Annotated in this window: 10 protein-coding genes; 6 read left to right on the forward strand and 4 right to left on the reverse strand. The window is 70.7% G+C overall.

Annotated elements, in window-relative coordinates; genetic code table 11:
- Positions 1–26 precede the first annotated feature (26 nt).
- The gene (locus tag ACIRON_RS16315; RefSeq protein ID WP_402993363.1) at positions 27–1022 is read right to left on the reverse strand and encodes an alpha/beta hydrolase; all 996 of its coding nucleotides are present in this window, start codon (positions 1020–1022) and stop codon (positions 27–29) included.
- Between the two features lie 174 nt (positions 1023–1196).
- Here ACIRON_RS16315 and hrpA point away from each other — a divergent pair, with 174 nt between their 5' ends.
- The 4 genes from hrpA to ACIRON_RS16335 all read left to right on the forward strand — a co-directional run bounded on the left by hrpA (position 1197) and on the right by ACIRON_RS16335 (position 7797).
- Positions 1197–5075, forward strand: a complete 3879-nt coding sequence (hrpA, locus tag ACIRON_RS16320) for an ATP-dependent RNA helicase HrpA (RefSeq protein ID WP_402993364.1) — start codon at positions 1197–1199, stop codon at positions 5073–5075.
- Positions 5076–5153: 78 nt separating this feature from the next.
- Complete coding sequence (locus ACIRON_RS16325; protein ID WP_402993366.1) at positions 5154–5726, forward strand: hypothetical protein; 573 nt, start codon at positions 5154–5156, stop codon at positions 5724–5726.
- 187 nt (positions 5727–5913) lie between these two features.
- The gene (locus ACIRON_RS16330; RefSeq protein ID WP_402993368.1) at positions 5914–6315 is read left to right on the forward strand and encodes a type II toxin-antitoxin system PemK/MazF family toxin; all 402 of its coding nucleotides are present in this window, start codon (positions 5914–5916) and stop codon (positions 6313–6315) included.
- Between the two features lie 153 nt (positions 6316–6468).
- Complete coding sequence (locus ACIRON_RS16335) at positions 6469–7797, forward strand: ABC transporter substrate-binding protein (RefSeq protein WP_402993370.1); 1329 nt, start codon at positions 6469–6471, stop codon at positions 7795–7797.
- 178 nt (positions 7798–7975) lie between these two features.
- Here the strand turns inward: ACIRON_RS16335 and ACIRON_RS16340 are convergent, their stop codons facing one another.
- Positions 7976–9241 (reverse strand): HRDC domain-containing protein, encoded by a 1266-nt coding sequence (locus tag ACIRON_RS16340; RefSeq protein ID WP_402993372.1) that lies wholly within the window; start codon positions 9239–9241, stop codon positions 7976–7978.
- The gene (locus tag ACIRON_RS16345) at positions 9238–9876 is read right to left on the reverse strand and encodes a DUF3000 domain-containing protein (RefSeq protein ID WP_402993373.1); all 639 of its coding nucleotides are present in this window, start codon (positions 9874–9876) and stop codon (positions 9238–9240) included. Before ACIRON_RS16345 ends, ACIRON_RS16340 begins: the two co-directional genes overlap by 4 nt.
- 70 nt (positions 9877–9946) lie before the next feature.
- Here ACIRON_RS16345 and hemE point away from each other — a divergent pair, with 70 nt between their 5' ends.
- Positions 9947–10996, forward strand: coding sequence for a uroporphyrinogen decarboxylase (hemE, locus tag ACIRON_RS16350; protein WP_402993375.1), 1050 nt, complete (start codon positions 9947–9949; stop codon positions 10994–10996).
- On the opposite strand, the gene ACIRON_RS16355 is transcribed toward hemE, so the two are convergent.
- Positions 10975–11904: a LysR family transcriptional regulator gene (locus ACIRON_RS16355; protein ID WP_091052463.1), complete on the reverse strand. Its 930-nt coding sequence runs from the start codon at positions 11902–11904 to the stop codon at positions 10975–10977. The two genes, hemE and ACIRON_RS16355, sit on opposite strands and share 22 nt — an antisense overlap.
- A 145-nt stretch (positions 11905–12049) precedes the next feature.
- On the opposite strand from ACIRON_RS16355, the gene ACIRON_RS16360 reads away from it, so the two are divergent.
- A complete protein-coding gene (locus ACIRON_RS16360) occupies positions 12050–13291 on the forward strand; it encodes an acyl-CoA dehydrogenase family protein (protein WP_402993377.1) in 1242 nt (413 codons plus the stop codon).
- The last annotated feature ends 136 nt before the right edge of the window (positions 13292–13427 follow it).

Here is a 13427-nt window from a genome sequence, read left to right on the forward strand (position 1 = left end):
CCACCGGACGCGAGCGGGCCAGTGGATCAGCCCTCGAGCGCCCTGCGGACGAACTCGTCGCGGGCCGCGATCGAGGCGCGCGAGACGGCGGCGTGTCCGGCCATCATGTCGAACCCGTGGAAGCCGCCGCCCCACATGTGGAGGTCGACGCTGACACCGGCCTCCGAGAGCCGCCGCGCGTAGGTCAGCGTCTCGTCGCGGAACGTCTCCGCCGAGCCGGTGTCGATGTAGGTGCGGGGGAGACCGGTGAGGTCCTCGGCGCGTGCCGGAGCTGCGTACGGGGAGACGTCGGGGCCGCCGCGACGATCGCCGAGCAGCGCGGTCCAGCCGAACAGGTTGGCGCCGCGGTCCCACACGCCCTCGTCGTCGAGCATGCGGCTGCTGTGGGTCTCGAAGCGGTCGTCGAGCATCGGGCAGATGAGGATCTGGTGGGTCAGCCTCGGGAAGGCGCGGTCGCGGGCGAGCAGCGCGGTGCCGGCCGCGAGGCCGCCACCGGCGCTGGCGCCCGCGATCAGGATCCGCTCCGGGTCGACGCCGATCTCGGCCGCGTTCTTGGCGGTCCAGACCAGGCCGGCGTAGCAGTCCTCCACGGGCGCGGGGTCGGGATGCTCCGGGGCGAGGCGGTATTCCACGGAGACGACCACGGCGTTGCCGTCGGCGACCTGCGAGAGGAAGGGCTCCACGCCGAGGCGGCGGTTGCCGATGATCATGCCGCCGCCGTGGGTGTGGTAGACCGCCGGTCGCGGAGGACCCTCGACGGCGGGACTCAGGATGAGCAGGGTGATGTCGGGTGCGCCCTCGGGGCCGGGCACCTGACGTTCCTCGACCCGGACCGCGCCGCCGACGGTCAGGTCCACCGGGTCCATGCCGGGGAAGCCCTCGTCGGACTGCTGCCGCATCTCCGCCAGGTTCTCCTCGGTGAAGGCCGGGAGGTGCCGACGGACCATCTCGAGCACCGGGGTCAGCTCGGCGTCGAACGGCGGTCGGGTGGGGGTGTCGGGGAAGATCTGGTCGCTGGTCATCGGGGTCACTCCTTCATGAGCTGGGGGTGGACCCAGCCTCCCCCCGGTGCCGGTGGACACGGTACCCGGCCTGTGGCGGGAATCACACCGGCACCTCCCGCCATCCGGCGGGCCGGGCGGTGGGAGAAACCGATGTGCGGTCGAGGGGTACGCCGGGGGAGAATGGGTGACCTCATGTCCTCCGACCAGCCTGCCGCCGTCTCCGTGGCGATCACCTATCCCGCCGAGCTTCCGGTCACCCAGCGCCGCGAGGACATCGCGGCGGCCATCCGTGACCACCAGGTCGTGATCGTCGCCGGTGAGACCGGGTCGGGTAAGACGACCCAGCTGCCCAAGATCTGCCTGGAGCTCGGGCGCGGGTCGGCCGGGTTGATCGGCCACACCCAGCCGCGCCGGATCGCGGCACGGTCGGTGGCGGAGCGGATCGCCTCCGAGCTCGGCACCGAGCTCGGAGACCTGGTCGGCTATCAGGTGCGGTTCATGGACAAGTCGTCCAAGGCCTCCCGGATCAAGCTGATGACCGACGGCATCCTGCTCGCCGAGCTGCAGCGCGACCGCGACCTGCGGAAGTACGACACGATCATCATCGACGAGGCCCACGAGCGGTCGCTCAACATCGACTTCCTGCTGGGCTACCTGCGCCGGCTGCTGCCGCGACGCCCGGACCTGAAGCTGATCATCACCTCGGCGACGATCGACCCGGAGCGGTTCGCGGCCCACTTCTCGGACGTGCGGACGGGGGATCCCGCGCCGATCATCGAGGTCTCCGGGCGCACCTACCCGGTCGAGGTCCGCTACCGGCCGCTGATGGAGCTCTCCGAGGAAGACGAAGAGGGCGAGGTCGTCGTCCGCGACCAGACCGAGGCCATCGTCGACGCGGTCAAGGAGCTCTCGGCCGAGGGGCCGGGTGACGTCCTCGTCTTCCTGCCGGGTGAGCGGGAGATCCGCGACGCCGCCGATGCCCTGGGCGATGCACTGGGGCTGAACCGCGGCCGCCCCTCGACCGGTCTCGTCGAGATCGTCCCGCTCTTCTCCCGGCTCTCGGCCGCCGACCAGCACCGGGTCTTCTCGCCCCACACCGGCCGCCGGATCGTGCTCGCGACCAACGTCGCCGAGACCTCCCTGACGGTCCCCGGGATCAAGTACGTCGTCGACACCGGTGTCGCGCGCATCTCCCGCTACTCCGCCCGCACCAAGGTGCAGCGGCTGCCCATCGAGCCGATCTCGCAGGCCTCGGCCAACCAGCGGTCGGGACGTACGGGGCGGGTCGAGGCGGGCATCGCGATCCGTCTCTACTCCGAGGAGGACTTCGAGGGACGGCCGGAGTTCACCGACCCCGAGATCCTCCGCACCAACCTCGCTTCGGTCATTCTCCAGATGGCCTCCCTCGGGCTGGGCGACATCGCCCGGTTCCCGTTCGTGGAGGCGCCGGACCGGCGCAACATCACCGCCGGCGTACAGCTTCTCGAAGAGCTCGGCGCGATGCGCGGGCAGCGGCTGACCAAGCTGGGCCGTCGGCTGGCCAGGCTGCCGATCGACCCGCGGCTGGCGCGGATGGTGCTCGAGGCCGAGCGGCTGGGATGCGTACGCGACGTCATCGTGGTCGCCGCCGCGCTCTCGCTCCAGGACCCGCGCGAGCGGCCGGGGCAGGACCACCCCAAGGAGCAGGCGCAGGCCGACCAGCTGCACGCCCGGTTCAAGGACGAGACCTCCGACTTCCTGACCTGGCTCAACCTGTGGCGCTATCTGAAGCAGCAGCAGCACGAGCTCTCCTCCAGCGCGTTCCGGCGGCTGTGCAAGCGGGAGTTCCTGCACTACGTACGCGTCCGGGAGTGGCAGGACCTGGAGTCGCAGCTGCGTCAGGTGTGCCGGGAGATGAAGATCGACCTCGGCAAGGGACACCGCGACGTCGGTCACGAGGACGGGGAGACCGCACCGAAATCAGAGGGAGCCGCCTACGACGCCGACGGGATCCACCAGGCGCTGCTCTCCGGGCTGCTCTCCCATATCGGGGCGCTGGAGGAACGGGACAAGAAGGCCGACGCGGCCGCGGGGCGCGACCGGCGACGGCCGGGTCCGCGGGAGTACGAGGGCGCCCGCGGGGCGAAGTTCGCGATCTTCCCCGGCTCGGTCCTGCACCGGAAGAACCCGCAGTTCGTGATGTCGGCGGAGCTGGTGGAGACCTCCCGGCTCTGGGCCCGGCAGAACGCCTCGATCAATCCCGAGTGGGCCGAGCGACTCGGCCGTGACCTGGTCAAACGCACCTACTCCGAGCCTGTGTGGTCGCAGAAGAGGGCCTCGGTGATGGCGCGGGAGAAGGTGACCCTCTACGGCGTGCCGCTGGTCGCCGACCGTCCCGTCGCCTTCGGCAAGATCGATCCCGAGCTCTCCCGTGAGCTCTTCATCCGGCACGCGCTGGTCTACGGGGAGTGGCGTACGAATCACCGCTTCCTCCGCGACAACGCGAAGCTGATGGAGGAGGCCGAGGAGCTCGAGCACCGCGCCCGGCGCCGCGACATCGTGGTCGACGAGCACGCCCTCTTCGACTTCTACGACCGCCGGCTTCCGGCCGACATCGTCTCGGGTGCCCACTTCGACCAGTGGTGGAAGTCCGCGCGCCGGGAGAGTCCGGATCTGCTCGCCTTCGACCTCTCGATGCTCACCAACGACGCCGCCGGCGAGGTGACCGAGAGCGACTTCCCGGCAGAGTGGGACGCCGGGCCGCTGACCTTCTCGCTGAACTACCAGTTCGAGCCGGGGGCGGCCGATGACGGCCTGACCATCGACGTGCCGGTGGCGACGCTGAACCGCGTCGGCGCCGACGACTTCTCCTGGCTGGTGCCGGGGCTGCGCGAGGAGCTGGTGACGGCGCTGATCCGGTCGCTGCCCAAGCCGCTGCGGGTCAGCTTCGTGCCGGCGCCCGACAAGGCGCGCGCCTTCCTGAAGGAGACGCCGCCGGGGGAGGAGCCGCTGCTGATCGCCCTGGAGCGCTGGGCGCGCTCGACCGCCGGCGTGCACATCCCCCGCGAGGCCTGGGACTGGGAGAAGGTGCCCGAGCATCTGCGCCCGACCTACCGGGTCGTCGGCGAGGACGGCCGCGAGACGGCCCGCGGCAAGGACCTGGACGCGCTCAAGGCCCCGCTCGAGGGCGAGTTCGAGGCCGCGATCGCCGAGGTCGCCGCCTCGGCCGGCCACACCCGCACCGGCGAGACCACCTGGGTCTTCGGGTCGATCGAGGCCACGGTGACGGAGAAGCGTGCCGGGCACGAGGTCACCGTCTTCCCGTGCCTCTCCGACGAGGGCGCGACGGTCGGTCTCGTCGTCGCCGGGTCCGCCGAGGAGGCCGAGGCCCGTCACCGTCTCGGTGTCGTACGCCTGCTGCTCCTGGCGCTGCCCGACGTCACCAAGCAGGTCGTCGACGGGCTCTCCACCATGGAGAAGCTCGCCCTGGCCGGGTCGCCCTACCCCAGCGCCGCCGAGCTCGTCGAGGACTGCCGCGCCGCCGTCGTCCGCCAGCTGGTCGACGCCCGTCCGCTGCCGCGGACCCAGGAGACGTACGCCGCCGTCCTGGCCGCCGCCGGCACGCCGGCCGACCTGGTCGCGGCCGTCCGGGCGGTCCTGGCCGACGTGATGCGGGCGCTCGAGGCCTATCGCGAGACCGACAAGGCACTCTCCGGCCGGGCCGACATGTTCCAGCTTCCCGCGCTGACCGACATGAAGGACCAGCTCGCCCGGCTGGTGCACCGTGGGTTCGTCGCGGAGGCGGGCACCCAGCAGATCCGGCGGTATCCGACCTATCTGAGGGCCATCGTCGAACGCCGCCGCAAGCTCGACGCCGACCTGCGCGCCGACCGGACCACCCACGACCGGATCGCGTCGCTCCAGGACGCCTATCTGCACCAGGTCGAGGCGCTGGCCGAGGGCCGCCCGCCGGGGCCGCGGCTGCGGCAGGTGCGGTGGATGCTCGAGGAGTACCGCGTCCAGCTCTGGGCCCAGCATCTCGGCACCGCCGAGAAGGTTTCCGACGCCCGGATCCGCAAGCTGCTCGGCTGACCGGCCCGCCCGATCAGGATGCGTCCGGCGGCGACGATGGCTACGCTCGTAGGGATGCCCAGAGAGTTTCATTCGCCGATGCGTCCCGGGGACGGCTTCTTCGACTCCCTCCTCGGGGGCGACGACCCTGCCCTGGTGCAGGAGGCGGCCGATGCGGCGGCGACGGCGCTCGTCCGTGGGGCCCGGGACAGCGACGACCCCGCGGTCGCCGAGCGGATCCTCCATCTGGCCGAGTCCGAGGGCATCGAGACGATCGCGGAGGTCTGGTCGAACTCGCCGGCGGAGTCGCTGGCCGGCTGCCTGTGGCGGCTCTTCCTGCTCCGCAGCTGGGTCTACGCCGACCCGATCGGTGCCGCGCGCGAGTTCGACGCCGGCCGGGCGAAGGCCCAGGTCGCGCAGGTCGTGGCCGGTGTCGCGGAGCCTCCGGGCCCGGAGGAGCTCAAGGCGATGGTCGACGAGGTGCTGCGCGGCATCGCCGGCAGCGACTTCGCCGTGGTGCTCCTCCGCGCCGCCGCCTTCTCCCGCGTCATCGCCGCCGGCCGGGCGGCGCTGGACCCGGACGCGGCCGCCAAGGACGTACGCAACATGCTGCAGCTCTCCGAACAGCTCGAGGCCGCGGGACATGCCGAGCTGGAGCAGCGGCTGACCTGAGGTCGCCGTGCCGGTGCGGTAGCCTCCTGCTCGCTTTGATGTGGCTGAGGTTGGCCGCACCGTTACACTGGTGCCCGAACACGTCGGGCTGCGGCAGCCCCGGGTCCCAACTTCAGCCGCTTCGAGCGGCCTTGCGCCGTGAGGCGCTCCCGGTCCGGCGTGTTCTTTACTTTTCTCTGGAGCTGTGATGACTGACGACCAGCGCGCGAGCGCCATCTCCTACGACCCCGAGATCGGCGATGGCAACGCCGATCCCGGCGAGGTCGTCTGGGGGTGGGTGCCCTACGAGGACGACGAGAGCCAGGGCAAGGACCGACCGGTTCTCGTGATCGGTCAGAAGGCCGGCGTACTTCTCTGCCTGATGCTGACCAGCAAGGACCACGATCGTGACGAGGCCCAGGAGGCCCGGTACGGTCGGCACTGGATGGATGTCGGCACCGGCGGCTGGGATCGCGAGGGCCGGCCCTCCGAGGTTCGTCTGGACCGGCTGATCCGGATGGATCCCGCCGACGTACGCCGTGAGGGCGATGCGCTGGCCAAGGAGATCTTCGATGATGTGATCAAGGCCGCACGCGAGCACCTCGCCTGAGGCGGTTCTGGAGCCTCCTTCTCAGGAAGTGTCCAGGTACGTATCGTAAAGTGAATCGCTGGTAAACCGGGTCTGTGGTTCCATCACAGACCCGGTCCTGGTGTTGAGATGGAGGAAATAGTGCGGCGCACGCGGCTGGCAACGGCGCTTCTGGTGACGGTTCTCTCGGCGTCCCTCGCCGCCTGCGGCGGTGAGCCGGCCTCCAAGCCCTCGCCGAGCGCCGCGACGAAGGCGCCGACCAAGGTGAAGCTCGTCTTCGGGGTCTCCGGCCACAAGACGCTGGTCGACACCTACAAACAGCTGGCCGCCGAATACACCCAAGAGGTCCCCAACGTCACCGTCGAGGTGAAGTCCTGGCCGACCGCCGACCAGCTCACCGCGGCGGTCAACAACGGCGAGAAGGTCGACGTCGTGCTGACCCCGCGTGCCGACGTCGCCTCGTTCGCCGAGGACAAGCGGATCCAGCCCGTCGACACCCTGCTCGAGGCCCGCAACGTCGACTTCGGCGACAAGTACTCCCGCGAGGCCATGGAGGACTTCTCCGTCGAGCGCCGCCTCGAGTGCATGCCCTACTCGGTCTCGCCGCAGGTCGTCTACGTCAACACCGGTCTGATCGACTTCGACGCCATGAAGGAGGAGGGCCTCCCGACCCCCAGCGTCCGGGCCGACGGCTCTCTGCGTGGCTGGACCCTCGAGCAGTTCAGCTCGGCGATGACCTACGCCACCGAGCACCACAAGGGTGTCCGCGGCACCTACGTGGATCAGAACCTCTCCGCGCTGATGCCCTGGCTCGCCGGTGCCGGCGCGACCCTCTTCGACGACCCGCTGGTGCCGACGTCCACCGCGCTGGAGGACTCGGCGGGGGCGTACGAGGACCTGGTCGAGGCGTTGACCCAGCCCAACGTGCTGGCCACCGCGAAGGAGCTCCACGGGCGCACCCCGTTCCAGGCCTTCAAGCAGGGTCGCCTGGTGGCGCTGGCCGGTGACCGTTCGCTGGTCTCGGACCTTCGGGCGAGCGACGCGACGGAGTGGGACGTGATGCCGATGCCGGGTGGCAACGGCACCACCGGCGACTACGCCGGACTGTGCATGGGCTCGGAGGCCGCAGACCCCGACGCCACCGCCGACTTCCTCACCTACCTCATCTCGACCGAGTCGGTCGTGAAGATGGTCCGCACCGGCCACTTCGTGCCGGTCAACTCCGAGGTCGGCTACGCCCCGGTCTTCACCCAGCCCCAGCGCAACCCCAAGAACGCCCGGATCTTCACCGACACCGTGCGCGACATGCAGGTCCTCCCCGAGGCCACCCAGCTCGCCCAGCTCCAGAAGGTCGCCGCCGTCGCCGTCCGAGGCTCGTTCGCGGTCGCCGAACCCGAGCAGGTCGAGGACTACGCGGTCCAGATCGACGAGCTCTCCAAGACCGTCTTCCCCCAGCCCACGCCGCCGGCCTCCCCGTCCCCCTCCATCTCGCCCAGCTCCTAGCTGCCGAGGCGTCGGCCCCGTCGCCCGAGGCGTCACGCAGGTCGGTCGAGAGGTCGGTCAGGTCGGTCGAGGCGTCACGTACGTCGGTCGAGCCGTCACGGCGATGCCGCCTCGGCCGTCCTTGGTGACGCTTCGGCCGACGTACGTGACGCCTCGGCCTTCGGGGGTGACGCCTCGCTCAGTTCGCCTCGGCGTGGAGGACTGCGTCGGTGAGGAGCGGGGCCGTGAGGGCGATCTGCCAGCCGCGGGCGCCGAAGCCGGAGAGGATCTCGATGATGCCGTCGAGCAGGGCGCCGGGGTCGCGGGTCTTCGGGGGCGTCCACATGGCGCGGCGCAGGAAGTCGGGAGTGAGCAGGTTCTCGGCGGGGAGGTTGCGCGCCTCGGCGAGGGTGTTGACGGACTCACGTGCCAGCGTGAGACGACGGGCGGCCACGGGGTCCTTGTCGGCCCATGCGCGGGGCGGGGGAGGGCCGTCCGAGCGCGGCGACCGCACCGGGAGCTCGTCCTCCTCCATCGTGACCGCGCGGTTGAGCGCCTTCACCCAGGAGGTCGCGTAGCGCTCGGCGCCACGGCCGTGGAAGCCCTTCAGCCCGAGCAGCGCGGCCTTGTCCTGCGGGAGGTCCTGCGCGGCGGCGACGATCGCGGCGTCGGGAATGATCCGGCTCGGGGTGACGTCGCGCTGCTGCGCGATCCGGTCGCGCTCGGTCCACAGCTCACGTACCGCGGCCAGGCCGCGGCGGCCGCGGACGCGGTGCATGCCGGAGGTGCGTCGCCAGGCATCGGTACGCACCGGCGCCTCGAACCCGCGCAGCCAGTCGAACTCCTGGCGGGCCCAGGTGTCCTTGCCCTGCGCGACGAGCTCGTCAGCCAGCGCGTCGCGCAGCTCGACGAGCACCTCGACGTCGAGCGCGGCGTACTCCAGCCAGGCGTCCGGCAGCGGCCGGGTCGACCAGTCGGCCGCGGAGTGTTCCTTGAGCATGGTGAAGCCCAGCACCGTCTCGACCAGGGTGCCGAGCCCGACGCGTGGATAGCCCAGCAGCCGGCCGGCGAGCTCGGTGTCGAACAGGACGGAGGGGTGCAGGCCGAGGTCGCTGAGACAGGGAAGGTCCTGGGTGGCGGCGTGCAGGATCCAGTCGGTGCCCTCGAGCGCGTCGATCAGCGGCTGCATCGTGGTCAGCTCGATCGGGTCGATCAGCCAGATCCCGGAGCCTTCGCGGCGCAGCTGGATCAGGTAGGCGCGGTTGGAGTAGCGGTAGCCCGAGGCGCGCTCGGCATCGATCCCGACAGGGCCCGAGCCGGCGGCGATGGCCGCGGCGGCCTTGACCAGGCCCTCGTCGGTGTCGGTCACCGGAGGCAGCCCGTCGCGCAGGGTCAGCAGCGGCGCCGGAGCAGCATCTTCTGGTGTGTCCGGCCCCGTCTCGGCCTCGGTGCTGTCTTCGATCACGCGCCTCGCTGCCCTCGCCGGCTCGGCATGACGGTGACGCCCTCAGGCACCGGAGGAAGGCCCGCGGCCGTGCAGAGCAGCTCGCCCCACGCCTCGGTGTGTGGTCGCAGGTCCAGGTCGCCGGAGGTCGTCCCGACCGGCGTCCAGGAGGCGCGGATCTCGATCTGGGCGGTGCCGTCCTCGTCGGCCATCCCACCGTAGGACTCGGTCGCGACCCGCGTCACGGTGCCGGCCGCCGCCACGTGCGAGGCGCCGTGACCGGACAGTGCGTCGAGGAGCCAGGACCAGCCGACCTCGCCCAGCAGCGGGTCGCTGATGTGCTCGACGTCGATATCGGCCCGGGCGTAGGCCACCAGGCGGAACGTGCCGGGCAGTCCGTGCACCGTGCCCCAGGCGTCGTTGCCGTCGGGGTCGTGCAGCAGGATCAGCCGTCCGGTCGCCACGTCGACGTCGCCGACGGTCACATCTGCCGACAGCGCCGCGGCGTACGGAGCGATCCGCTGCGGCGCCGGCATCTCCTCGGCCAGCACCTCGGGCCGGAAGGTCGCGGCGCGCATTCCCTCCGCGGCGGACCGGAACACGGCTGGACCGCTCTCCGGTCCCGCGGCGGGACGCGACTCTCCACGGACGACCATGTGAACAGGGTATGTCTTCTGCGCGATTCGCGATGTGCGTACACGCCGCACCGGATGGGACCATTGCCAGGTGGCCCTCGCATCCTCCCCGTTCCTGCAGGCACTCGCCGGAGAAAAGCCGAGCCGTACGCCGGTGTGGTTCATGCGCCAGGCCGGACGGTCGCTGCCCGAATACCTGAAGGTCCGCGAGGGCATCGGCATGCTCGAGTCCTGCCAGAACGCGGAGCTGATCACCGAGATCACCCTCCAGCCCGTACGCCGCTACGGGGTCGACGCGGCCATCTTCTTCTCCGACATCGTGCTGCCCCTGAAGGCGGTCGGGGTCGACCTCGACATCAAGCCCGGTGTCGGCCCGGTGATCGCGAACCCGGTTCGCACCCTGGCCGACGTGGAGGCGATCCCGGACCTGACGCCGGAGCACGTCCCCTACATCACCGAGGCCGTCCAGAACCTGGTCGGCGAGCTCGCCGGCGTCAACGGCGGAACCCCGCTGATCGGCTTCGCCGGCGCCCCGTTCACCGTGGCCTCCTACCTGGTCGAGGGCGGCCCCTCGAAGGAGTACGCCAAGACCAAGGCGCTCATGTTCGGTGCCCCCGAGGTGTGGGACGCCCTGATGCGCAAGATCGCCGGGATCTCCGGCGCGTTCCTGGAGGTCCAGGTCCGCGCGGGTGCCTCCGCGGTGCAGCTCTTCGACTCCTGGGCCGGCGCGTGCACGCCCGCCGACTACGAGCGCCACGTGCTGCCCTACTCCACCGCGGTGATGACCCGGATCGGCGAGCTCGGTGTCCCGCGGATCCACTTCGGCGTCAACACCGCCATGCTCCTCCCGCTGATGGGCAGCGCCGGTGCCGAGGTCGTCGGTGTCGACTGGCGTACGCCGCTGGACTGGGCGATCACCCAGCTCGGCGACGGCTTCGGAGTCCAGGGCAACCTCGACCCCGCCCTCGTCTTCGCGCCCACCGAGGTGATGCTCGAGCAGGCCGGGAAGATCATCGAGACCGGGCGTCGCGCCAAGAGCCACGTCTTCAACCTCGGCCACGGCGTCATCCCGAGCACCGACCCCGACCAGCTCGCCCGGCTCACCGAGTTCGTGCAGGGCTACGAGCCCGCCGAGGGCTGAGCGCGAGAGGGGCGAGCGCGGGCAGCCGTCTCGGCGAGCAGGTCGAGGAGGCTGCGCGCTCCCGAGGTCGTACGTGCGTTGTGCCGTCGCACCGCGACCATCGTGACCCGGGAGCGGTCTCCGGCGAGGGGACGTACGGTGATGTGCCCGCCGGTCTCGCGCGGGTCGCCGACGACGCTGTAGTCGGGCAGCAGGGTCAGTCCGAGGCCCTCGCCGACCATCATCTTGCCCATCTCGGCGCCGTCGGTGGCGTGCCAGTGGTGGGGGAGGTCGCGACCGAAGACGCGGTGGGCGAAGCGATACATCAGGTAGCCCGAGCGCATTCCGACGAACGGCTCCTCGCGGAGCTCCTCGACGGTGATCTCGTCGCGGGACGCGAGCGGGTGGTCCGCGGGCAGCACCACGATCGGCCGTCCGTGGAGGAGCACGGTGCCCTCGACCGTCGGCGGCAGGTCGTCGCCGTCGAGCAGGTTGACCAGGCCGATGTCGATCGTGCCCTCGACCAGGGCGAGGTAGATGTCCTCCTGCACCATGGTGCGGACCTCGACGCTCGTGCGTGGATGCTCCTCGCTGAAGCGACGCAGCGTCGGTAGCAGCACCGTCGAGGTGCCGGCGTGGACCGTGCCGACCCGCACCGAGCTGACCCCGGCGTGCTGGTCGCCGGCGGCCAGACGGAGGCGGTCGACGGCCTCCAGGACGTCCGACATGGAGTGCAGCAGCTCCTGACCCTCGCGGCTGATCCGGGCGCCGGCACGTCGCCGGTCGAGCAGGGTCACGCCGAGCTCGCGCTCGAGCTTGGTGATCGCCTCGCTCAGGGCGGGCTGGGAGATGTGGAGCTGCTCGCTCGCGCGCCGCAGCGAGCCGTACTGGGTCACGGCCGCGATGTACTCCAGCTGCTCGATCCTCACGCTGTCCTCTCGTCGTTCGGTGATCGGTCATCCCGAGCGGGTGATCGGTGATCGCTGGCGTCCGGCCAGCATCCTCGCGCTCATTCTCTACTAATTTAGTCGACTAAGAAGAACGACTTCCACGACGCAAGACCGAGAGGGCGCGATGACAACCGAAGCTGTACGCAACGCCGCGGAGTTCGGCGCGGCACCCACGACCCCGGAGGGCTGGGTCGACCGTGCCCGCGAGGTGGCCACCAGGCTCTCCGTGGACGCGGTCGCCCGCGACCGGGCCAACCAGGTCCCGACGTACGAGGTGAACCTGCTCAAGGAGAGTGGCCTGGTCACCCTGCTCGGCCCCGCCGAGCACGGCGGCGCCGGCCAGGACTGGACGACCGCGCTGCGCGTGATCCGCGCCGTGGCCGCCGGCGACGGCTCGATCGGGCAGCTGCTCGGCTACCACTACCTGTGGGCGTGGGCGGCGCGGCTGGTCGGCACCCCGGAGCAGATCGCCGCCGTCGAGCAGCTCTACACCGAGAACAACTTCTTCTTCGGCGGCGCGGTCAACCCGCGCGATGACGATCTGGTGATCAGGATCGAGGGCGACGAGCTCGTCTTCACCGGCCGCAAGTCGTTCTCGACCGGCGGAAGGATCTCCGACCTGACCGTGCTCGAGGGGGTCATCGAGGGCACGGAGAAGCACGTCTTCGCGATCGTCCCGACCCAGCAGGAGGCCATCGTCTTCGCCGGCGACTGGGACAACCTCGGCCAGCGACTCACCGAGTCCGGCGCCGTCGAGATCAACGGCGTGCGGGTCCCCTGGGAGTCGGCGGCCGGCTATGTGAAGCAGGACGAGGGGACGTACGAGTTCGTCCCGCGGGTCTACAACACGCTCAACGTGCCGATCATCAAGCTCGTCTTCACCAACTTCTACCTCGGCATCGCCGAGGGCGCGCTGGCGACCGCCGCGACCTACACCCGCGACACGACCCGCGCCTGGCCCTACGCCGGAGACGTCAAGGAGACGGGGAGCGAGGAGTTCTACATCCAGGAGACGTACGGCGACCTGACCGCGAAGCTGTGGGCTGCCCAGGCGCTGGCCGAGCGGGCGGCAAGCCTGATCGAGGCGATCAACGGCCATGCCGACGAGGTCACCGAGCAGGAGCGCGGCGAGGCGGCCGTGGTGATCGCCGCGGCCAAGCAGGTCGCGATCGACGTCGGCCTCGAGGTCGGCACCAAGGTCTACGACCTCACCGGTGCTCGGGCGACGTCCAACAAGGTCGGGCTGGACATCGCGTGGCGCAACATCCGCACCCACTCGCTCCACGACCCGGTCGCACACAAGCGGGCCGAGGTGGGGCGCTACGCGCTGCTCGGGGAGATCCCCGCGCCCACCTGGTACACGTGAGCCGCTCGTCGGGGTGATCAGCAGAACCTCTCGCCCTGACGCCGGCTGATAGGCCGCGCCTATCACGGGATCGGGTCTTCCGGTGGTCCACATCGGGAGACCCGGTCCCGTTGCCTGTTTAATCAGATAAGTTTAG

Origin of the sequence: Nocardioides sp. NPDC101246 (genome assembly GCF_044767415.1) — a bacterium.
Lineage (GTDB): Bacteria > Actinomycetota > Actinomycetes > Propionibacteriales > Nocardioidaceae > Nocardioides.

Coding starts and splice junctions, on each gene's coding strand:
- ACIRON_RS16360 (WP_402993377.1), top strand. CDS start 12,050: ATGACAACCGAAGCTGTACGCAACGCCGCGGAGTTCGGCGCGGCACCC.
- ACIRON_RS16330 (WP_402993368.1), top strand. CDS start 5,914: ATGACTGACGACCAGCGCGCGAGCGCCATCTCCTACGACCCCGAGATC.
- ACIRON_RS16345 (WP_402993373.1), bottom strand. CDS start 9,876: ATGGTCGTCCGTGGAGAGTCGCGTCCCGCCGCGGGACCGGAGAGCGGT.
- ACIRON_RS16325 (WP_402993366.1), top strand. CDS start 5,154: ATGCGTCCCGGGGACGGCTTCTTCGACTCCCTCCTCGGGGGCGACGAC.
- ACIRON_RS16315 (WP_402993363.1), bottom strand. CDS start 1,022: ATGACCAGCGACCAGATCTTCCCCGACACCCCCACCCGACCGCCGTTC.
- hrpA (WP_402993364.1), top strand. CDS start 1,197: ATGTCCTCCGACCAGCCTGCCGCCGTCTCCGTGGCGATCACCTATCCC.